Annotated in this window: 12 protein-coding genes; 11 read left to right on the plus strand and 1 reads right to left on the minus strand. The window is 46.8% G+C overall.

Features of this window, described 5'->3' with window-relative positions:
- Positions 1-107: 107 nt before the first annotated feature.
- From FKX85_RS08115 to FKX85_RS08165, 11 genes are all read left to right on the plus strand, one after another.
- The gene (locus FKX85_RS08115) at positions 108-1355 is read left to right on the plus strand and encodes a ribulose-bisphosphate carboxylase large subunit family protein (protein WP_141614254.1); all 1248 of its coding nucleotides are present in this window, start codon (positions 108-110) and stop codon (positions 1353-1355) included.
- A complete protein-coding gene (locus FKX85_RS08120) occupies positions 1355-2740 on the plus strand; it encodes a four-carbon acid sugar kinase family protein (RefSeq protein WP_141614255.1) in 1386 nt (461 codons plus the stop codon). The genes FKX85_RS08115 and FKX85_RS08120 overlap by 1 nt, the downstream gene beginning before the upstream one ends.
- Positions 2741-2964: 224 nt before the next feature.
- Positions 2965-3621 carry an aspartate/glutamate racemase family protein gene (locus FKX85_RS08125; protein ID WP_141614256.1) on the plus strand — a complete coding sequence of 219 codons (657 nt, stop codon included), beginning with the start codon at positions 2965-2967 and terminating at the stop codon, positions 3619-3621.
- A gap of 223 nt (positions 3622-3844) precedes the next feature.
- Positions 3845-5155 carry a bile acid:sodium symporter family protein gene (locus tag FKX85_RS08130; protein WP_141614257.1) on the plus strand — a complete coding sequence of 437 codons (1311 nt, stop codon included), beginning with the start codon at positions 3845-3847 and terminating at the stop codon, positions 5153-5155.
- A 622-nt stretch (positions 5156-5777) separates the two neighbouring features.
- The gene (locus tag FKX85_RS08135) at positions 5778-6785 is read left to right on the plus strand and encodes a transporter substrate-binding domain-containing protein (RefSeq protein ID WP_229239800.1); all 1008 of its coding nucleotides are present in this window, start codon (positions 5778-5780) and stop codon (positions 6783-6785) included.
- Between the two features lie 575 nt (positions 6786-7360).
- Positions 7361-8512: a glycoside hydrolase family protein gene (locus FKX85_RS08140; protein ID WP_229239801.1), complete on the plus strand. Its 1152-nt coding sequence runs from the start codon at positions 7361-7363 to the stop codon at positions 8510-8512.
- Between the two features lie 91 nt (positions 8513-8603).
- On the plus strand, positions 8604-11837 hold the full coding sequence (locus FKX85_RS08145; protein ID WP_141614259.1) for a glycoside hydrolase family 2 TIM barrel-domain containing protein: 3234 nt from the start codon (positions 8604-8606) through the stop codon (positions 11835-11837).
- A gap of 323 nt (positions 11838-12160) precedes the next feature.
- Complete coding sequence (locus tag FKX85_RS08150; RefSeq protein WP_141614260.1) at positions 12161-15601, plus strand: glycosyl hydrolase; 3441 nt, start codon at positions 12161-12163, stop codon at positions 15599-15601.
- Positions 15602-15840: 239 nt separating this feature from the next.
- Positions 15841-17262 carry a sialate O-acetylesterase gene (locus FKX85_RS08155; RefSeq protein WP_141614261.1) on the plus strand — a complete coding sequence of 474 codons (1422 nt, stop codon included), beginning with the start codon at positions 15841-15843 and terminating at the stop codon, positions 17260-17262.
- 421 nt (positions 17263-17683) lie between these two features.
- Positions 17684-20026, plus strand: a complete 2343-nt coding sequence (locus FKX85_RS08160) for a DUF5703 domain-containing protein (protein WP_141614262.1) — start codon at positions 17684-17686, stop codon at positions 20024-20026.
- Positions 20027-20130: 104 nt separating this feature from the next.
- Positions 20131-22170, plus strand: a complete 2040-nt coding sequence (locus FKX85_RS08165; protein ID WP_141614263.1) for an aceric acid hydrolase — start codon at positions 20131-20133, stop codon at positions 22168-22170.
- Between the two features lie 1018 nt (positions 22171-23188).
- Here the strand turns inward: FKX85_RS08165 and FKX85_RS08170 are convergent.
- Positions 23189-23923, minus strand: coding sequence for a hypothetical protein (locus FKX85_RS08170; RefSeq protein ID WP_141614264.1), 735 nt, complete (start codon positions 23921-23923; stop codon positions 23189-23191).
- Positions 23924-24143 lie beyond the last annotated feature (220 nt).

Below are 24143 nucleotides of genomic sequence, written 5' to 3' on the forward strand. Positions count from 1 at the left end.
TTACATTTGTATCAATAGGGTTTTATTAGGTTTTAAGTAGGATGGGGGATTTCTCCCGTCTTACTTTTTTTATCATCGGCCTATTTACCTTTTCCCTCCTTCATTTTATGGAAAGAATTTCAGCAACATACTTTATCGAAACACCTTATGAGGTGGAAGCGGCGGCTCAGGTATTGGCTGGGGAGCAATCATCTGGGACTTTTGTAGCGGTGCCCGGTGAAACAGCCGAACTGAAGCAACGCTTTGCCGCCAGAGTGGAATCCATTGAAAAGTTAGAAACTGTCAGCCATCCTGCGATACCGGGTGCAGTATCAGCCAGTGGACAATACCACAGGGCAATCATCACGGTATCTTGGTCGATAGAAAATTTCGGCTACAATTTGCCCACGATGGTGTCTACGTTACAGGGCAATCTCTATGAAATCACCCAGTTTACTGGCTTGAAGCTGATGGATCTGGAAGTACCGGCATCCTTTGCCCGGCAGTTTGCCGGCCCCGCTTTTGGTATCCAAGGCTGCAGGGGATTGACAGGGGTGGCTGAGGGAAGACCTTTGATCGGAACCATTATCAAACCAAGTATCGGTATGAGCCCAGAAGAAACCGCTACTTTGGTGAAAACGCTGGCGGAGGCGGGGATCGACTTTATCAAGGATGATGAGCTGATGGGATCTGCTGCCAATTCCCCCTTTGACAAACGGGTGGATGCGATCATGCAGGTGATCAATGCCCATGCAGATAGGACCGGCAAAAAGGTCATGTATGCTTTTAATATTTCCGATGAAATAGGAGCCATGCACAAGCATTACGATAAAGTGGTGGGAAGTGGCGGCACTTGTGCCATGATGAGCATCAATAGCGTTGGTATGGCAGGGGTAAAGGAGATTTGCGACCGTAGGGAGCTGGCCATCCATGCCCATCGCAACGGCTGGGGCATGCTCAACAGGCATCCGCTGCTGGGCATTGACTTTCGGGCTTATCAAAAGCTGTGGAGACTGGCCGGAGTGGATCAATTGCATGTAAATGGTATTCAAAATAAATTTTGGGAGTCGGATGATTCTGTGGTGAGCTCCATCGAAGCATGCCTCGCTCCGATCTTAGGAGGTTATCAGGTGATGCCGGTAGTTTCTTCGGGACAATGGGGCGGCCAGGCACCGGAAACCTATCGGAGAACACAGACTACCGATTTGCTGTACATGGCCGGTGGAGGGATCATGGCACATCCTGCTGGCCCTGCCGGTGGTGTAAAAGCGCTGCAGCAAGCATGGCAGGCAGCTGTGAAGGGGATTTCGGTGGAAGAAGCCGCGAAAATGTATAAAGAGTTTGGCCTTTCGGTTCAAAAATTTGGGAAAAAATAATGGATACAGGTAGCCTTCCTTTGTTACTGGCCTATTATGGAGATGACTTTACAGGTTCTTCTGATGCCTTGGATTTCTTAAGCAGGGCAGGTGTGAAGACGGTGTTGTTTATCGCGCCACCTACGCCTGAGCAGTTGTCCAGGTATAAGGGGATTCAGGCGATTGGCGTGGCTGGAATGACCCGTGCTATGGGGCCTGAAGAGATGGAGAAGGAGCTTATAGAAGCATTTTCGGCATTGAAGATGACAGGTGCCCAACAGGTGCACTATAAAGTTTGCTCCACCTTTGATTCCTCTCCTAAAATTGGCAGTATAGGCAAGGCTTTGGAAGTGGGACTGGATGTTTTTCAAACCCCGTACGCTTCCCTTTTGGTGGCAGCTCCAGCATTAGGACGATATTGTGCTTTTGGAAACCTATTTGCCCGGATGGGCATCGGAAGCCAAGGCAAGATCCATCGCCTCGACAGGCATCCATCCATGAGCAAGCACCCGACCACGCCAGCGGATGAGAGCGACTTGCGTCTTCATTTGGCCAAGCAGACGCATCTGAAAGTGGGCTTGGTGGATATACTGGAGGTGGAAAATGGTGGAAGTGTTATGGAAAGAGCATTAAATCGCGAGGTGAAGAATGGGGCTAAAATAGTGCTTTTCGATGCCATGTATTCGAGGCAAATGGCCGGCATCGGACGAATGATTGATGGCGCGGGAAAGGATAAAGCACATTTTTCCGTAGGCTCTTCTGGGATTGAAATGGCCTTGGGGGCCTTTTGGAAAGAGGAAGGTGTCCTCCAGCAGGATGAAACCTGGGAAAATCCCGGAGAGGCAGCGCCTATGCTGGTGCTTTCAGGTAGCTGTTCTCCCGTCACGGAAGGACAGATTGCCCATGCACTTGCCCATGGCTTTGAAGAAATATCTTTACAACCTGAAAAGATTGCCAATCAGCCAGATGCTTTTTTAAGTTATTCTGGGGAAGTAGTCAAAATATTGGAACAGGGAAAAAGTGTTATTGTCCATACGGCCTGTGGAAGCAGTGATCCGAGAATGGAGAAAACCCGAATAATATTAATGGATCAGGGTGTTGCTCCGGAGGATGTCAGTGCCAAGACCGCAGATTTCTTCGGAAAGGCATTGGGAGAGATTGCCGGAAAGGCTGCCAGGGGTTTTCCTTTCAAGAGGCTCTTGATAGCCGGTGGAGATACCTCCAGCAAAGTAGCAAGAGCCCTTGGTATAGAAGCGGTAGAGATGATTGCTCCATTGGTGCCTGGTGCTCCATTGTGTAAAGCCCATGCTCCTGGATCGCCAATTGACGGCATGGAGGTCAACTTTAAGGGCGGTCAGGTGGGAGCCGACGATTACTTTGTGAAGGTGATGAGTGGAACTGGATGAAGTACCAGATAGGAGGTAAAAGTACGAAGGGAACGCAGTACCTGTCCAGACATTCGGAATGACACAGATGAGGCGGATAGTCCAGAGGGCAGGTGATCGGTATCAGAATTCACATTAAATAAAGGGAGATGAGGAGAGTGCATGCCAATCTTTTGCCATCAGTATATCTTTGGAGCGGCATAGTTTTCCAATCTTCCAATTTTCAAATATTACAATTGAAAACTATGAAAACATTAGGATTGATCCATACTTCGGCCACGCTGGTGCCGATTTTCCAACAGCTATGTGATGAGCATTTGCCGGATGTGAAAGTATTCAATATTGTAGACGACAGCCTGATCAAAGATGTGATCAACAAAGGAAAGCTGACGCCGCATACGGCCAGAAGAGTGGTGGATTATGTAGGCTCAGCCGAAGCTGCGGGAGCAGATCAGATTATGGTTACATGTTCGTCGATCGGTGCTGCTGTAGAAGCTGCTGCTGAACTAACGGAGGTGCCGGTTCTTCGGGTAGACCAACCCATGGCCGATCTGGCGATCAGAACCGGGGTGAAAATCGGAGTGGTGGCCACCTTGCCTACTACCCTGGAGCCTACTTCTGATTTGGTAAGAAGAAGAGCCAAAGTGCTTGGAAAGGATATCATCCTGACTTCCAAGCTCTGTGATGGGGCTTTTGAGGCCTTGATGGGTGGTGAGCCAGAAAAGCACGATGAGATGGTGGCCAAAGCACTTAAGGAGCTTGCTTCTGAAGTGGATGTGATCCTCCTGGCGCAAGCATCCATGGCTAGGGTCGTAAAAGAGCTGGATGATGCTGATAAAAAGGTGCCTATCGTGGCCAGTCCACCCGAGGCGGTAAAGTACCTGGCAAGCCTGAGGAAGTAAGGGGCTTGCCAAAGTCTGATGACCGATGTTTTTAACGTCATAGCGAACGCAGCGAAGCAACCTCGTTTTCTTAATACGGGATTGCGACGTCGAAGGCACCCTGCCGATGGCTGTAGACAGGCCTGTTTACAGCCAGGCAGGCTCGTATGACGACTTAATAGCAATCCACCTTGCTACGTTCCCAACTTCAAACATAATAACATTTAACCCAATAACCCTTCCCATGCTCAGGATTCGAAAGTTTCTGTTAATGTGTTCACCGGTCGTTTTGCTGGTTTTTATCATTGCTTTGGCATTGGGCTATGCTGATGTATGGAAAATAGCAGCGGTGATGTTCAGCGTATTATTCTCACTTGGGTTGGGGGCTTCTGAAAAGTTTAAGGGCTACCAATATACCGCCTGGATCGTGACGGCGGTGGTAGCGGGAATGATCTATCCAGATGCTTTTTTGCATTGGGGAGAGGTCGATCTTAGGAACAAATGGTTGATTTTGATCGTGGTACAGGCAGTGATGTTTGGGATGGGGATCCAGATGAGTCTGCGTGATTTTTCCAATTTGGCCAGCACCGGCAAGGGAGTGTTGGTGGGCTTATTGAGTCAGTTCAGCATTATGCCCTTAGTGGGTTTTATGCTGACAAGGATGTTTGATTTTGATCCTGAGATTGCCGCAGGGATCATTCTGATGGGAGCCTGCAGCAGCGGGTTAGCTTCTAATGTGATGGTGTATTTGGCCAGGGCAAACTTGGTGCTTTCCGTCACGGTGACGGCCATGGCTACCATGCTGGCACCGTTAATGACCCCTTTTTGGATGAAGACGCTGGCAGGAGCCCTTATCGAAATCGAATTTTTTGGTATGATGATCAATATCATTAAGATCGTACTGGTACCTATCGGGGCCGCCCTGCTGCATGATTATTTAAAAATGGCCGGAAAAAAAGTAAAGAGCAGCATTTACATGGTAGCAGGAGCATTTGCAGTTTATCTGTTGGCATTACCACTTGGGCTTTGGCAGGCGTTTGTTGATATGACAACGGCCGAAACCTTACAATCTATTGAGATTTTAAGCTTTTTTATGGGAGCAGTGGTGTTTGGTGTTGTTTATCATCTTTGTACGCACCAGATCAAAAGGCTGGACAGGCTGATGCCTTATGTGTCCATGTTCGGTATTGTGTATTTTACTACTGTAACCACTGCTGCCGGTCGGGACAATTTACTGCAAGTAGGGACACTACTGTTTGTGGCTTCGGTGATTCATAATGGTCTGGGCTACTTTTTTGGTTATTGGCTGAGCCGGTTGTTGGGATTGGATGTTCCTTCTGCCCGTGCCATGGCACTGGAAGTAGGGCTTCAAAATGGCGGAATGGCATCTGGGCTGGCAGGTTCTATGGGGAAACTGGCTACGGTTGGCCTGGCTCCGGCGGTATTTAGTCCCTGGATGAATATCTCTGGGTCTATTCTGGCCAATTACTGGAGAAAGAAGTCCCTGAAGAGAGATGCTGAACTAGATGAAAAACTGAATTCTCAAAACAACTGATCTATCATATTTGGTTAAATATGGTTTACTGTGGGTAACTATTTTTGTTTGCTAAATTCCTATATGATTTTCACCTCATCACCTTTGTTCCTTTTTTGCTTCAGGTCAAAAAAGGAACAAAAAAATCGTTGCGGTGAGCTATTTGCCTAAAATCAAAGCCTCCGCTCGCACAGGCAGACTCCTCCATTTAAGCAACCGGCCACTTTTTCCGATGATTTTAATTAATGAACGAATTTAGGACTGAATTGAATAAAGTAAAAAGATAAATGAATGATTCCATTGTCAATAAAGAGGAATATTGGGAATTCTTGTAACATAATATCCAGCATATTTAGCGGTTGCAATTGTTAAGATAGAAGCCTATCGAAATAGGACGGTGCCTTGATGGGACTTAAAAGAGATAACTGTTGAATAGGTTGTTTATTTCGTTATTTTTTACGTTTTTTTGGCAAGTGATTTTTTATATTCTTAGGGCTTCCAGCTTTCAAAGGCTGCATTACGACGATGTTCAGGGAGGTTTCCTTTCAGTCAATAATAAAATTTAAAACTAAAACGTAGTCAAATGATCCGTCTAATACTGTTTTTTTACTTATTATCATTTTGTGGAAATAGTTACGCTCAGATGAAGAGGGATTCTGTCATCCAAGTGGGGTTTACGGGCTCCCAGCCCTTTGTCATTCCGAATACTGAGGCAGATGGTATTTCGGTGGATTTATGGAGGGATATAGCATTTCAGGGGGGATTGAATTATGAATTGACGCACTTTAAAAATGTAACTTCTGGCCTTGATGCAGTCAAGAATCAAACGATCGATGTCTTGGTAGGTCCAATAACCATAAACTCTGACCGTGCCGCAAACGTGACATTTTCACAACCGTTTTTTGAAACAGAAATGGCCATTTTGGCTCCAAAGATCGAACAGGGGTTTTGGGATTATGTCAAGCCGATCTTCAGTACCACTTTTCTGTTTGGTGTGCTGGGACTGATTTTTGCCCTTTCCATTGTAGGGGTGTTGTTGTGGGTGGTGGAGCGAAATACCCTTTCTCCAGAAGGGAAACACAGCACTATTCGCGGAATTGGTAACGGCATCTGGCTGGCGATCGTGACCATGACCACAGTGGGGTATGGTGACCTGGCGCCCAAGACACTTTCCGGTAGGGTCATTGTCGGTGTATGGATGATTATTTCCTTGATCACCGCAACCTCTTTTGTCGCAGGTATCGCTACTACCATTTCCCAAATAAAAGGCGAGGACGAGACCATTACTTCTTTGCTTCATTTAGAAGGAAGAAAAGTGGTTGTTCCCGATAATGAAAAGATCATTGATAACATCACCACCGTGGGGGGAAGGCCGGAGCCGGTAGCTGACATTAATGAGGGTTTTGAAATGCTGTCCAGTGGTGAGGTGGATGCGTTGGTGTATGACGTGATTGCGCTGGAATACACCTACAGGGGGCATGATGAAGACCGATTCGTGTTGAGCAAAAAGAATATCCTGCCGCAGAATTATGGTTTTGCCTTTTATGAAGCATCGAGTCTAAAACGGTTGGTCGATATTGAAATCCTGAAGCAAAAAGAGTCCGGTGAAATCCAAAAGGTGATCAATAGGTGGGTGAGTAGTGGAGAATAGCCAATAGTTTTCAAAGGGAGCCAGATGGGGCAATACCTTTAACCGTCATACGACGACCAAAGGGAGGAAGAAATCTCGTGTCATGGAAACAAGATTGCCGCGCCGTACCTCCTTCCAATTGCGTTATAACCGTTTTTCATCAAATGGCATAAATCAAGATTAATAGCTCACAGCAGCGGGTTTCCTCCTTAGGCGATGAGGTGAAAATCACGATAGAATTTAGCAAACAAAGAAAAATAGTTGCCCACTGTAAATCATATAAAACCATGTTGATGATATGCTAAGAGAAAAGATGATTTTGATGGACTCCGATAAATCAATTTTTAAAACCTAAATCTGTTTCATCCTTAACTTAAGAGGATTGAAGGGGTTCGTCGTGTTGGGGAAATCCCCAATGGACAATTTTACCATTACCTCCTAACTCTCCAATGTACCTAATGCGGGTTAAAGCGTTTTAACCCCTCAACCTTCAAACCTTCCCCTCACCATGATAGCACAGGAAGGTAAAAACTGGGTGTTTTGTAATTTTATTGGGTAAAATGAGAAATCTGCTTTGGGCAATTTCAATAAACGCAATGATGAAACAACCGATAACCTACCTGTGTGCTTTGGCCCTTTTGATGGGGCTGGGCTTTAGCTGCTCCTCAAATCAAGAGAAAACCACTGTTTCTGGGACAGGGCCAGCACTACATGTAATCACCGACTCGGTGATGCAGCAAGTGTATGAAGAGATCAAGACACCCCATAAATACGGGCTGGTAAAAATCCCGCCGAGCAATGACCTGAAAATGGATTGTCCCAGCATTTTCCGGGAAGGGGATAAATGGTACATGACCTACTTGATCTATGGAGGCAGGGGCTATGAAACCTGGTTGGCAGAAAGTGATGACCTGCTGCATTGGGAAGACAAGGGTAAGATCATGTCTTTTTCGGATACTACTGATTGGGATATGAACCAAAAAGCCGGCTATATCGCCCTACAGGATATGGAATGGGGAGGAAGTTATCAATGGGACACTTATGAGGACAAGCACTGGATGAGTTATTTCGGAGGAAATACACGTGGCTATGAAGCCGGTGTACTTTCCATAGGAATGGCCTTTACCGGTCAAGCCCCAACTACAGCCCATGAATGGCAGCGGTTGGAAAAACCTGTGCTGACGCCCCATGACGAAGATGCTCGCTGGTGGGACAACAGTACCATGTACAAAAACTCCATCATCCGTGATGAGCATGAGTTTACCGGACATCCCTTTATCATGTATTATAACGCCCGCGGAGATAGCATCAATCCTGGCCGGGGGGCAGAAAGAATTGCCATGGCTGTGTCAGACGACATGGTCAATTGGGAGCGTTACGGTGATGCTCCCCTGATCAACCATCACAAGGGCATTTCCGGTGATGCCTATATCCAACAGATGGGAGATCTATACGTAATGTTTTACTTTGGTGCTTTTTGGCCGGACAGGGAAAATACTACGGCATTTAACCGTTTTGCCGTTTCCAGTAATTTAGTGGATTGGGTAGACTGGGAAGGTGAAGATTTGATCAGCCCTTCAGAGCCTTATGACGACCTCTTTGCCCATAAATCTTTCGTGGTCAAGCACAATGGGGTGGTTTACCATTATTACTGTGCAGTCAACAAAGATGAGCAACGCGGCATTGCCGTGGCCACTTCCAAAGATCTTGGAACGAGTGAACTGGATTTTCTTCCTTTAGAGAAGTAACCGATGGCCAGTGTTCAGTGATCGGGTTGGGAAATGTGCGTTTACACACCTTCCAACCTTCCAATATTTAAACCTTATGACCAATCACCCCATGCGTAACGTTTTTTACATCGCCTTTGTCATCTTCATAAACGGACATTCGCTTTTCGCCCAGACGGTGACGGGCGAGCCTGCGGCTGTTCCCCGACCACCTGAAAAATTCCAGCTGGAGCCTTGGGAGGACCCGCTGATCACCAGCCTTAACCGGGAGCCGGCAAGGACTACCGCTTATTCCTTTGAAAGTGTCCAGGGAGCTTTAGAAGGCGATCGGGACAATAGCCGTATGATGATGCTGAACGGAGAGTGGGATTTTCATTTTTCCAAAAATATGAAAGAAGCTCCAAAAGACTTTTTCCAATCCAGGGTATCGGGCTGGGACAAAATCGAGGTGCCTTCCAATTGGGAACTAAAAGGTTATGACAAGCCCATTTACAAAAGCGCAGTGTACCCCTTTCGCCCCATTAACCCACCCCATGTTCCTGAAGACTATAACGGTGTAGGTTCCTACCAACGGACTTTTGAAGTGCCGGAGAATTGGGAAGAGATGAATATCACGCTGCACTTTGGGGCGGTAAGCTCCGCTTTTCGCGTATGGCTGAACGGTGAATTTGTGGGCTATGGCGAAGACAGTTTTTTGCCCTCTGAATTTAACATCAGCCCCTATTTAGAGGCCGGGAAAAATGTACTTTCTGTACAGGTCATCCGTTGGAGTGATGGCTCCTATCTGGAAGATCAGGACCATTGGCGGCTTAGTGGTATCCAGCGCGAGGTCTTTCTGATGGCCGAACCCAAGCTGAGGATTTATGATTTCCACTGGCAAGCGAAGCTGGATAAAACATATAAAAATGCCACTTTTAGTCTGAGACCTGAAATCAGTAACCTTACAGGGGAGCGGGTGCCAGGGAGCAAGCTAAAAGCCCAGCTTTACGATGCCTCTGGTAAAGCCGTTTTCAGTGCCCCGTTGGAAAAAGAAATTGAAGGCATCTTGAATGAGAGCTATCCGAGACTGGATAATGTGAAGTTCGGATTGCTGGAAGCCAAGGTCAAAAATCCCCGTTTATGGAGTGATGAGCATCCTTACCTGTACACTTTGGTGCTGCAAGTGGAGGACAAATCAGGAACGGTCCTGGAAGCGAAAAGCTGTAAGGTGGGCTTTAGGTCGATTGAATTTGATAAAGAGAACAGCAAGCTGCTCATCAATGGCAAAATAACCTATCTCTATGGCGTAAACCGTCATGATCACCACCCCGTCCGGGGAAAAGCCCTGACACGGGAGGACATCGAGGAAGATGTGAAAACGATCAAGCAATTTAATTTCAATACCATCCGCACCAGTCACTACCCCAATGATCCGTATTTCTACGAACTCTGTGATGAATACGGCATTTTGGTGATGGATGAAGCCAATCACGAGACCCATGGAATCGGTGGAAAGCTGAGCAATGACATTCAGTGGACACATGCCTATATGGAGCGTGTTACCCGGATGGTAGAGCGGGACAAAAACCATCCTTCAGTGATTTTTTGGAGTTTGGGCAATGAAGCAGGACGGGGTCCCAATCATGCGGCGATGGCCGAATGGGTACATGATTTTGACATCACCAGGCCGGTGCATTATGAGCCGGCGCAAGGGAATCACCGGGCAGCAGGATACATTCCTCCAAACCATCCCGATTACCCTAAAGACCATTCCCATCGCATACAGGTGCCGACTGACCAGCCGTATGTGGACATGGTCAGCCGATTTTATCCGGGAATTTTCACCCCGGGGTTGCTGGTTAACCAACAGGCCGATAAACGCCCGATCGTATTTATCGAGTATTCCCACTCCATGGGCAACAGCACCGGAAATATGAAAGAGTTATGGGATGAGTTTCGTTCCCTGCCACAAGTAATCGGAGGCTGTATCTGGGATTTTAAAGATCAGGGCCTGCTCAAAACGACCGAAGATGGTGAGGAATATTATGCTTATGGAGGCGACTTCGGGGAAGAACGCCATGATGGTAATTTTTGTATCAATGGCATTGTAGCTTCCGATGGGCGGCCCAAGGCAGCAATTTATGAATGCAAATGGGTGTATCAACCTGCTGAGATGACATGGGTGGATTCATCGGCGATGACCGTGAAAATCCACAATCGTCATGCTGATAAATCCCTGGGCGATTATCAGCTGACCTTGACTTTACTGGAAGATGGCCATGAAATCAAAAGCAGCAATTTGCCCAGGCTTCATTTAGATGCCAGTCGGGATACGGTCTTAGCACTTGGAAACTACCTTAATGGCTTGGAACCAGATAAAGAATACCTGGTCAACCTGACATTTAGTTTGTCTGAAAATAAACTTTGGGCCAATCAAGGACATGTCATTGCCCAACAGCAACTCCAGCTTCAAAAGCGGCCTGAACCAGAAGTTGAAATTGGCCAGGGGCTGCTGACATGGGAGGAACAACCCGAGGCATTTGTGGTAAACGGAGAAGGCTTCAAGGCTAGTTTTGGAAAGGACGATGGTGCCTTGAACAGCTTTCAGGTACTGGGTAAAGAGCAGGTATTCAGTCCGATGGTGTTATCCTTTACCCGTCCGCTCACTGACAATGACCGTAAAGGGTGGAAGCCGCAGGAGAAATTGAAGGTTTGGTATGAAACCAGACCGGAGCTGGTCAGCGTAACCCCGTCGCAAAGTACGGATGATAATGTTCAGGTAGCGAGCAGCTACTCACTGCTCGGTGGGAAAGTCAAAGTGGATGTAATTTATACAGTCATGCCAGGTGGGATCATCAAGGTGGATTATACCCTGATTCCGCTGTATGATTTGCCCAATATCCCCAAAGTAGGGATGAGCATGGGAATCAGGAGCGAATACGATCAGATTACCTGGTACGGAAAGGGCCCTTTGGAAAATTATATTGACCGGAACCATGGTTTTATGGCGGGGATATACAGCCAGCCCATCGACCAATTTATGGAGCCATATGTAATGCCCCAGGAAAACGGCAACCGGACGGATGTCCGCTGGATGGAGTTTACCGATGAAGCGGGTAAAAGTGGTTTGAAAATTACCGCTGACAGTTTATTGAGCATGAGTGCCTGGCCTTACACCGAAGAGAATATCAATGAAGCAAAACACACATACGAACTTGAGGATGCGGGATTTATTACTGTAAATATCGATCTGGTCCAGATGGGAGTGGGCGGAAATGACAGTTGGTCAGATGTGGCCCAGCCACTGGAGCAATACCAGGTTCCGGCAAAGCCTTATCGGTACAGCTATTATATCAGTACCAAGTAATGAGTAGTGAGACATGAGTATTGAGATGTGTTCCTCCCTGCCGCGGCGGGGGAGGTTAGGTGAGGAAGTGCAGATAGCAAAAATATAAGGTTGAGTCGGGAGACTCAGTTCTCAAGATGGAGCAAAGAATCAAAAAAAAGCAAAGAGCACAAATACTGATGTTGTGCTGGGTCTCCGCCCCAGCACTGAGAAACATAGAGTCTCCGACTCAATCAGCGTTTAATTTGCTTCAATAGCTCTGTTCGATTCCTGTTCCGGCCCACCGGGATGCGTCACCAGCGTTCAATTTTGTCTAGTATCTAAAGTCTAACATCTTAAATCCAATGTCTAAAATAACAACCCAAAATATTCTTTTCATTTTACTGCTTGGTTTTTTGATAAAGGGCTGCGGCTCTCCAGAGGAAGAAACGTCCAAGGCTTTTGAGCCAAGCTATGAAAGCTCGCAGCCGTGGGTATACTGGTACTGGATGTATTCTACCTATTCTAAAGCAGGCATCACGGCGGATTTGGAAGCCATGAAGGAAGCCGGCATTGGCGGGGCTTTTCTGATGTCCATCAAGGGACCTGCTGAGCCACCCTTGACCGATAAGCCCACTTTGCAGGGCTCTGAAGAGTGGTGGGAAATGGTGAGACATGCCATGGAAGAAGCCGATCGGTTAGGGCTGCGGTTGGCGATGCATGCCTGCGATGGTTTTGCAGTGGCCGGTGGCCCCTGGATCACCCCGGAAAAGTCCATGCAAAAAGTGGTGTGGACAGATACCTTGGTGCAGGGAGGAGAAAAGGTTGATTTGCAGCTAAAGCAGCCTGAAAGTTATGAGGATTATTATCAGGAGTTGGCGGTATTTGCTGTTCCTGCCAAGGAGGAATTTGAACAAACTTCCGAGGCATTGCGTCCAGCGGTAACCAATAGCTTGGGAGAAAAAGGGCTGGATTTTTTGCTGGATGATGCAGATGACGAACGTTTTGGGACCAATGATGAAGTGTGGATTCAGTATGCTTTCGACGAACCTTTCACATGCCGATCCATTCGGATCAAAACCAGTGGAAACAGTTATCAGGCACATCGCCTAAAAATAGCTGTCAGCGATGATGGGGAGCATTTTAGGGAAGTAACTAGGCTACATCCACCTCGACATGGCTGGCAGGATTGGGACTATGATTATACGCATAGTATTCCCGCGACGACGGCAAAATATTTTCGTTTTATTTACGATAAATCAGGCACGGAACCTGGGTCAGAGGACCTGGATGCTGCCAAATGGAAGCCTTCGCTAAAAGTCAAGACCATCGCTCTTTTGTCAAGTCCTGCCATCAACCAATACGAGGGCAAGTCAGCCGCTGTCTGGCGGGTGAGCGGGCGCAGTACGGCTGATGTATTGCCAAATAAAGCTTGTATTCCCATGGACCAACTCGTGGACATCTCAGCTCAGATGGACACGGATGGGAGGTTGACTTGGGAGGCTCCAGGTGGTCAGTGGAAGATTATGCGCTTTGGCTATACTTCTACTGGTCATACCAATTATACCGGAGGTGGAGCAAAAGGCCTGGAAGTGGACAAATTCAACGCAGAAGCAGTACGGTTTCAGTTTGATCAGTGGTTTGGAGAGGCTTTGCGGACTGCCGGCCCGGAATTAGCAGAGAAAGTGCTCAAAATATTTCATATTGACAGCTGGGAGGCAGGAAGTCAAAACTGGTCACCAGTATTCAGGGAGGAGTTCAAAAAGCGCCGGGGCTACGATATCGTAAACTATTTGCCCGTCATGGCGGGAGTGCCTTTGGAAAGTGCCGAAACCTCCGAAAGGATCCTTTACGACATACGCAGAACGATTTCTGAACTGATCATGGATAATTTCTTTGGGACTTTACAGGAAGAAGCAGCCAAGAATGGGGTGAAGTTCAGTTCGGAAAACGTGGCTCCCACGATGGTAAGTGATGGAATGGAGCATTTTAAATATATCGATTATCCTTCCGGCGAATTTTGGTTGAACAGTCCCACGCATGACAAACCCAATGATATGCGGGATGCGATTTCCGGAGGCCATATTTACGGAAAGCAGATTATCCAGGCAGAAGCATTTACCCAGCTTAGGATGGATTGGGACGAGTACCCCGGTATGCTGAAGACATTGGGCGACCGGAATTACGCGCTTGGAATTAATCGTTTTTTCTATCACGTCTTTGTTCACAATCCATGGCTGGATCGTAAGCCGGGAATGACACTGGATGTGATCGGGCTTTATTTTCAGCGGGACCAGACATGGTGGAAGCCTGGTAAAGCTATGGTGGATTACCACCAGCGTGTCCAGTATCAACTGCAAAAAGGCCATCCGGTGATTGATTTGGCTGTATTTACGGGTGAGGATATGCCCAGCAGGTCGGTATTGCCCGAGCGTTTGGTGCCGTTCTTACCAGGCTTGGCAGGAAGGGAAAAAATGGCCACAGAAAAGTCCCGTTGGGCCAATGAAGGGCAGCCTACCCGGGCCATTCCGAAGGGAGTGAAGCATTCTGCTAATATGGCTGACGCAGCAGATTGGACGGATCCGCTGAGGGGGTACCATTATGATTCCTTTAACAAGGATGCTTTGTTGAGACTTGCAAAGGTGGCAGATGGAAAAGTGGTTTTCAGTGATGGCACCAGTTATGCTTTTTTGATTTTCCCAGGCCAGCGCAAGATGAATCCCAATGTCCGATTGATGTCTGTGGAGGTAGCGGAAAAATTATTGCAACTGGTGAAGGAAGGGGCAACTGTTTTGGTGGATGAAAAGCCCGTGGGTACCTTTGGCTATCAAGAGGAAGACCAGCGATTGGCTGCAGTGGTGGAAGAACTCTGGAGCGGAGAAAAAGATGTCCCAAGTAAAAGCGATAGTCCCAAAACCTGGCAAGTTGGAAAGGGAAAGGTTGTACAATTGCCTTATGAACAAGCGACATTGGAAACCTTGGGATTGGCACCAGACGTGGTGGCTGTTGACCAAGGGGGCAAACTTAATGTAGGTTTTGCCTTTGCCCATCGAAGAAGTCAGGAAGAAGATATTTACTTCCTGTCAAACCAACAGGAAAAAGCGCGAAAATTGGATGTTTCTTTTCGCATAATTGGTAAGAAACCGGTATTTTATGACCCTGTTTTGGACAGGGAGTATCCCGTGTCGGGTTGGGAAATGGAAGCAGGAAGAACGGATATGACGGTCAAGCTTCCCGCGAACGGGTCGCTATTTGTGGTTTTTCGGGAAGACACGTCTGAAAAAGCGGTGAATGAAGGGAGCAATTGGCCAGAATACAAAACGCAAAAGACATTGGACACGCCTTGGAAAGTAGCTTTTGATCCTGCTTATCGCGGTCCAAAAGCAGTGCAGGAGATGGCTGCACTGGAAGATTGGAGACGGCATCCAAATGACAGTATAAAACATTATTCCGGTACGGCAGTCTACAGAACGACCTTCGATTGGGAGGGGAAACGTGATGGTGCGTTTTGGCTTCATCTGGGCAAAGTGGCCAACATCGCTTCGGTCAACGTAAACGGAAAAGACTGTGGCGTAGCTTGGACATTTCCTTACCAAGTGGATATTTCCGATGCCTTAAGAAAGGGGCAAAATGAATTGGAAATTGAAGTGACCAATACTTGGGCAAACCGTATCATTGGCGACCTGAAGCTTCCAAAAGAACAGCGGTTTACCAATACCATAGCCGACCTGGAAAGAATGGAAGGAAGAGAGTTGTTGGAAGCCGGTCTGCTAGGTCCAGTGAGAATTTTGGAGATGAAATATTAACATCAGGGAACACTCGAATAAAGAGGCTGTCTCATAAGTGATCCGTCATACTAACGCAGTGAAGCAATCTCCCTATACATGCAATTAAAGTACATGGAGACCACTATCGGGGACGTTAGAACTGAATTATGAGATAGCCCCTAAAAAACGAAAATCAATTGTTACTAAAACCTTCCAATCCGCTCCGACGGAGAAACCTTAAACATTAAAACATTACAATCTTTTAACCCAAAACACCCATGAAAAATATTTTAGCCTTATTAGGACTTTGCTTGATCGCAAACGTTTCAATAGCGGAAGTGACGCTCCCATCCATTTTTACCGATAATATGGTGCTTCAGCAGCAAATGGATGCGCCCATTTGGGGCTGGGCAGATCCCGGTGCTACGGTGGAGATCACCACTTCCTGGGATGAAAAAAAATACACGCTAACGGCCAATAGTGATGGGGAATGGAAAACCAAACTATCCACACCTGAAGCTGGAGGCCCCTTTACGATCAGCATCAGCGACGGGCAGTCCATTACCCTGGACAATGTCCTTATCGGAGAAGTATGGCTCTGTTCTGGCCAGTCCAATATGGAAATGCCGTTGAAAGGATTTCCCGGCCAGCCCATTATTGGGGGAAATGAAGCGATTGTCAACAGCAAAAACCCACAGATCAGGTTGATCACCGTTCCGAGGAAGGCCACTGTACAGCCCCAGGAGAATTTTGAAGGAGCCTGGGAGGAAGCCGATCCATCCACTGTGTCTGACTTTAGTGCTACGGCCTGGTTTTTTGGAACCCAAATTCAGCAGGCGCTGGATGTGCCTGTTGGACTGGTACATGTTTCCTGGGGAGGTTCGAATATCGAAGCGTGGATGAGTGAGCAGATGCTGGAGGATTTTAAGGATGAAATCAAAATACCGCAAAGTGAGGATGAAATTGATGTACCAAATCGAACTGCCACAGCCTTATTCAATGGCATGATCACTCCGGTGGCCGGTTATGGCATCAAAGGAACCATCTGGTACCAGGGCGAATCCAATAATGGGCGGCCTGATCAGTACGAGGAGCTGATGGTGACGATGGTAAACGAGTGGCGAAAACTTTGGGATGTGGGGGAGTTCCCCTTTTATTATGCGCAGATAGCTCCTTTTGATTATGGCATGTTCAGCCCCAATGAAGTAATCGAGAAGAACAATTCTGCTTACCTCAGGGATGCACAGCGGAAAGCCATGCACAGGATTCCCAATAGCGGGATGGCGGTCTTGATGGATATCGGTCAAAAGGACAATATCCACCCTGCGGATAAGAAGACAGGTGGGCACCGGTTGGCTTATTGGGCACTTGCACAGGCTTATGATCTGAAAGGCTTTGAGTATGCCGGTCCCGAATTCAAGGCCATGGAGATAAAAGGAAGTACTGTGATCGTATCCTTAGATCATGTCCCCAATGGGATTACGTCTTACGGAAAGGAAGTGACCAGTTTTGAGTTGGCTGGAGAAGATAAAAAGTTTTATCCGGCCACGGCAGTTTTACGAAGAAAGTCAGTGATGTTGTCCTCTCCGCATGTGGACAAGCCGGTGGCGGTGCGATATGCATTTAAAGATTTTGTGGTAGGCGAAATCTTTAGCAACGGAGGAATCCCGATGAGTTCGTTCAGAACGGATGAATGGTAGATGTCCGTCACAGGTGCTCATTTCAAATGAGCACCTGTGACGTCATCGATATTCATATGTCTAATATCCATAAATGGTCCAAGTTACCAGACTTCGACTATTCCTTAGACGAGGACATGTTTTTAGCCTTTTACTAAATCAATGCCCTGATTTCCTTTACTAACCAAATCCCTATTTAAGTTTTATGGTATTTTCCTTAAATAAGAAGTGTCCTTGTTTAAGGTTTTTGCTTGTTTTTTTGCATAAGAAGTTGTCTCATAAGTCCTCATTGCGAACGCAGTGGAGCAATCTCCATAATACATGCAGTCAAAGTACATTGAGATCACTATTGGGGACGGTTTGTCCCATGTCTGATATCACAGCATACCACAGGAAGGTGTCGCCATTTGATTTTTCTATTTTGAGGCATTATTGGAGGAAAATGAAAGTACCTTTTTTATTTACAGTCTGTCTTTTATGGTTCGGGATCACTGAATGTTTTGCTCAGGATATCACCGGTTATAATCCGGTGTGGACTTCCATGAGTGAAAATGCCAGTGAGTCCATGCCTTTGGGAGGTGGGGACGTTGGCATGAATGTATGGGTGGAAGATGGAGACCTGTTCTTTTACTTTTCCCGCAGCGGGACCTTTGATGAGCACAATACTTTGCTGAAGCTGGGAAGAATCAGGGTGAAATTGAGTCCTAACCCATTCAGGGATGGCGGTTCTTTTCGCCAGGAACTTGATCTGGAAAAGGGAAGCATTTCCATTGATGGAGGGACAGGTGAAGATGCAGTCAATATCAGTCTCTGGGTGGATGTATGCCGGCCGGTAATCCATGTAGAGGTACAGGGTGAGCGGCCTTTCCGGATGGAGACGGCCTATGAAAGCTGGCGATATAAAAACCGTCCGGTAAAAGGTGCTGCCAATAATGCCAATTCCTACAAATGGGCTCCCCAGGGAGACATCATCACTTACCGGGACAGCATCACCTTTGAAGAAGGCGGCGTGCTGTTTTATCATCAGAACCGGGAAAAGACGGTCTTTGATGTGGCGGTAGTCCAGCAAAAAATGGAGCCGGTCAAAGAAAAAATGAGCAACCCGATTGGAAGTTTGACCTTTGGCGGTATGTTGAAGAGTGAGGACCTGAGTCCAGCAGGTAATGGGGAAGGAATATATCAGGACACTGATTTCAGGTCCTGGAAGCTTGAAAGCATTCAGGCAAAGCAGAAGCAATCGTTTGAGATTCTTTTACATACTGACCAGACGCCGCAACAGGAGAAATGGCAGGATGGATTGGCCCGTTTGATAAACGATCAACCCAGGTCCTCCAAAAAAGCAAAAGCCAATACAGAAGCTTGGTGGCAAAGTTACTGGAACAGGAGCTATGTGGTCACAGATCCCGGGCGTAGGTCAGCCAACGACACGGTTTGGCAAATTGGCCGCAACTACCAGCTTTTTCGCTATATGCTGGGCTGCAATGCATACGGCAGCTACCCGACAAAATTTAACGGTGGCCTGTTTACCGTAGACCCGGTATACACGAAAGAGGATATGCCTTTTACACCCGACCACCGCAACTGGGGCGGAGGCACGATGACCGCCCAAAACCAGCGACTGGTGTATTTTCCCATGGTTCGAACGGGAGATTTTGAAATGATGCAGCCACAGTTTGACTTTTACCTGCGGGCCTTGAAAAATGCGGAACTTCGGAGCAAGGTCTATTGGGGACATAGAGGGGCCAGCTTCACTGAGCAGCTGGAGAATTTTGGCTTGCCCAATCCTGCGGAATATAATTGGGAGCGGCCCGAAGGCTACGATCCTGGTATGCAGGCTAATGCCTGGTTGGAGTACCAATGGGATACGGTGCTGGAATTTTGCCTGATGATGATGGAGCAGGAGCGTTATACCGGAAAAGACATTTCCAACTATATTCCGTTTATTGAAAGCTGCCTACGTTTTTTTGATGAGCATTATCAGTATCTGGCCAGACGACGAGGGGCGAAGACTTTCGATCAAAATGGCGATCTGGTGCTGTACCCAGGTACTGCTAACGAAACCTACAAGATGGCCTATAACGCCAATTCGACCATAGCTGGCTTGCAGACCATACTGACGCGGCTATTGGAGTTACCTTACCTTGATAGTGTCCAGAAAGTGCATTGGCAAGAGATGTTGGAGCGTATTCCTCCATTGAATTTTAGGGAGATAGATGGCCATCAGGTATTGGCTCCCGCCAAGCTGTGGGAACGGGTCAATAATACAGAGGTGCCGCAGCTTTATCCGGTTTATCCCTGGGGAATTTATGGGATCGGAAAGCCGGATTTACAAACGGCCATCAATACCTGGAAGTATGACCCTGATGCGATCAAATTCAGGAGTCATATAGGCTGGAAGCAAGACAATATCTTCGCTGCCCGGATGGGGCTTACCGATGAAGCGGCAAAATTCACCCTACGGAAAATGGGTGATTCAGAAAGACGTTTCCCCGCTTTTTGGGGGCCAGGCTTTGACTGGGTGCCGGATCACAACTGGGGAGGATCAGGGATGATCGGAATGCAGGAAATGCTGTTACAGACGGATGATAAGAAAATTTACCTTTTCCCGGCATGGCCAAAGGACTGGGATGTCCGATTTAAGCTGCACGCCCCATACCAGACCACAGTAGAGGGAATAGTGGAAAATGGTGAACTAAAAGAGTTGACTGTACTTCCTGCTGAAAGAAAGGCGGATGTGGTCAATATGTTGGGATGGAGCCTGGAGGAGAAGATGGATTGGAATTGAAAAATTTGAAGATTAAAGAATTGGCTTAGGAAACCCATTAAGAGTTTTATACCTAATATTTACCCTCAACACTCAATACTAAATACTCAAATACTAAAAATACAATGAACCTAAAATATGTAATCACGGGAATAGGATTGGGGCTATGTACCGGTAGTGCAGCAATGGCCCAAGAGAATGCCCTGGTGGATAATTCTCAAAGTCCATATGCCAAACTAAACAGTGTAGACCTACAGGATGTGACCTGGACAGATGGCTTCTGGGGAGAGAAATTTAAAATGAGCAGGGAAAATACCCTGCCGTTTATGTGGGAGCTGTATCATGATGCAGATAAAAATCACGCCGTGAGGAATTTTGAGATAGCTGCCGGAGAGATGAAGGGCAAACACGACGGACCTTCTTTTCATGACGGGGATTTTTATAAAGTCTTTGAAGGAATGGCGGTGCTGTATGCAGAGACGCAGGATCCTAAGATCGATGCCCAGATGGATGAAGCCATTGCCCTGATCGCAAAGGCCCAGCGGGAAGATGGGTATTTGCACACTCCTGTGCTTATTGAGGAGCGTTGGGGGACACTAGGTGACGAGTATCTTCAGAAGCAGCTGGGATTCGAAAAATACAATATGGGCCACTTGATGACCGCTGCTTGTGTACATTACAGGGCCACGGGCAAAGATAATTTCCTCAACGTAGCCAAAGGTGTGGCTGATTTTCTTTACAACTTTTATCAAAAAGCTTCTCCTGAACTGGCAAGAAATGCCATCTGCCCCAGTCACTATATGGGGGTGGTGGAGATGTACCGGACCACTGATGACGAGCGCTATTTGGAGCTCGCTCAAAACCTGATAGACATTCGTGGCAAAACCAGCGACGGAACAGACGATAACCAGGACCGTGTGCCTTTCCGGGAGCAAACAGAAGCAATGGGGCATGCCGTGCGCGCCAATTATCTCTATGCGGGAGTAGCTGATCTGTATGCGGAAACAGGCGAAGAAAAGCTGCTGGAAAACCTGAAATCTATATGGGATGACGTGGTCTATCGTAAGATGTACGTGACCGGCGGCTGTGGTGCTCTGTATGATGGGGTTTCCCCAAATGGTACTTCCTATAATCCAACGGAAGTGCAGAAAATCCACCAAGCCTATGGAAAACCGTATGAGTTGCCCAATGCTGCCGCGCATAACGAAACCTGCGCCAATATCGGCAATGTGCTCTGGAACTGGCGAATGCTGCAGTTGACCGGGGAGGCGAAATACATGGATGTGATCGAACTGAACCTGTACAACAGCATCCTTTCTGGCATTAGCCTGCAAGGAACGGAGTTTTTCTACACCAATCCGCTGAGTGCCAAAAAGGACTTGCCTTATCACCTGAGATGGCCCAATACCAGGGAAGGGTATATCGCCCTGTCCAATTGCTGTCCTCCTAATGTAACCCGGACTTTGGCGGAAGTGGCTAACTACGCTTATAGTGTTTCCGAAGAAGGCGTATATGTAAACCTATATGGGAGCAATCAGCTAAAAACTTCTTTAGCGGATGGAAAAGAATTGGAGATTGCTCAGGTTACCTCCTATCCGTGGGACGAGCAGGTGACATTGGATGTCAAAAAAGCACCAGCCGGGGAATTTTCTTTTTTCCTGAGAATCCCAGGGTGGTGCAATGAGGCCAGCTTGGAAGTGAACGGTGAAAAGCAACGTATAACGCTGGAGTCCGGCCGGTATGCAGAGATCAAGAGAAAATGGAAAAAAAACGATCAAGTGAAATTGACCTTGGAGATGCCGGTGAAATACCTCGAAGCCAATCCGTTGGTGGAAGAAGCCCGTGGACAGGTGGCTGTAAAAAGAGGACCCATCGTGTATTGTGTGGAATCAATGGATTTGCCGGAGGGAAAAACAGTGGATGATGTAATCCTTTCTTTGGACGAAAACCTGTCTCCTGAAAAATTCACCATTGGTAATACGGAACTGACCAGCCTTACCGGGCAGGTGTATTATCAGTCAGAAGATCACTGGCAGAACAAGTTGTATCGGGAAGTTTCGGCCACACCTTACGAAAAGGGAAGTATCCGTCTGGTGCCTTATTACAGCTGGGCCAATCGAGGAGACGGTGAAATGATGGTTTGGCTGCCTTATGAGAGAAAATAGCTGGGTTCTATATGATTTACTGTGTGCAACTAATTTTCGTTGCTTGCTAAATTTCAGCGTAATTTTCACCTTCTGCTCTTTGTTCCTTTTTTGCTTCAGGTCAAAAAAGGAACAAAAACCTGTCCGCCTGTGGAGGAAAACCTGCTGCGGTGAGCTATTTGACTTAAATCAAAGCCAGCGGCACGCGCAGACAAACTCCTCCTAATAAGCTATCAGCAATATTACTGTGCTGATTTCTGTCAAGTCTATCTGGCTGATAGACAGGCAAGCCTGCGCTATTTTCATTGCACTTCTTTGATTTCTTAACGCCAAATACCTCAAGGCAGAACAGGGAATTCTCTCCTTACAAGGATTGTGAAACAGTTGGAAGAAAATACTGCCTTGCTTATTTACCCATTATAATCCATATAGAATCGATAAAAGAATAAGCACAATAAAGTATCAAGAGGCAAGAAGCAAATCTTAAAAACCTGAGTTTAAAAACCGTCACTGCGAAGCGTGAGAAGGGGGATTTGAGGGAAGGAGCTGCCACGCCCTTTCTGACTCACACCCCATCCTAAAAAGGGCCTGTTTGGTACCAGACAAGCCTGTTTGGCACCAGACAAGCCTGCCTTTGGCTGTCGACAAGTTCGCACTGAAAACGAGATTGCTTCACTCCGTTGCTCTGCGTTCGCAATGACGGAATGACATCGAATTTACAGTCGGAACTCAGGTTAAGAATTACTGTCGTCCGACTAAATTTCACATATGCTGAAAAAGTAGGTTTAAACGAAAAGAGAAAAGATTTTTTCGATTTCCTAAAACTACCCCATCCTCTGAAGGGGGGATCAGAAAGTCCCTTTTAGGGGGGGAGGGGTGGATTTTAACGATTTTCCTTTCAAAGCAAAATCTTTACCCGGACGCCAATGGTTAAGAACAAGAAAAGGCTTTCCGTGTATTTACTCGGAAAGCCTTTTCTTTTCTCAGCGCTCAATTGATACTCGTTACAAACGAGGGTCATTTACGAGCGGTTACTTTTTTATTTGAATTCACCATTTTTCAGTCTAAGGGATTCTTCAAGATGGGCTTCGATCATATCGTAAACTGCTTCATTGCCATCTTCACCATTTGGGCCGACGATGATCATGCCGTCACCATCACCATCTTGGACAAGTCCTGGATCAATGCCCATCAGGAGTTTATCCATGTAAAGTTCAAGAACCAGTTCTTGGGTGGCATTTACTTCCGTTCCTGGATTAAACTTGATGTCAATATTGTCTTCGATGTCCAGGTACATCATGGATGGGATGCCTTTCCAGTCCGCCTTGATCAGGACAGATTTTCCGTACATAGGGTTCGTTTCCGGAAGATTGTCTGCTTTGGTAAGGTCAAAGCTCAAGTTCGTGTAGAATCCATTTGGCGCCAGGAAGCTTCCCATTCTGGAAAGCAAAATATGCTCATCTTTCACCAAAGGAACTACAAATTTTGGTCCCTTATTTGGTGTCATAATTTTAATGGGCTTGGTTTTGCCATCGGCAATTCTAAGATGCATTTTGACATCTTTTACGCTGATATTCACATCGGTGACGGTGACGTTTCTGAATACCAGGCTTCCATCATCCCCTTCTGTGGGGATATTGGTGCTTACTTTTGCAGAAAGGGTTACTTCACTTTCTTGAATTTCTTGGGATTCTTCGGTTTGGTTACAGGAAGCAAGCAGGGCAGAAGTGGAAAATGCCAGCAGCAGGTTTCTAAAAGTTGTTGTTCGATTCATCTTTGTAAAGTTTTGGTTAGTAATGAAATAGTGCTTGTTTGTATTGCCGATATTACTTTAATAATCGCTCAATAGAAGATCGTTTGTGTCCAATTGTAAATTATCTGTATTTTTTCTTGGCGGAGGTTTGGCAGATATGAGGGTGCTTATAAATAAAAGTGAATTTTAGAGGCAGGCTTATACTAGAAGCTGTTCCGGATGCTTGTCCGGAATGAAGAAT

Source organism: Echinicola soli (assembly GCF_006575665.1).
Taxonomy (GTDB): Bacteria; Bacteroidota; Bacteroidia; order Cytophagales; family Cyclobacteriaceae; genus Echinicola; species Echinicola soli.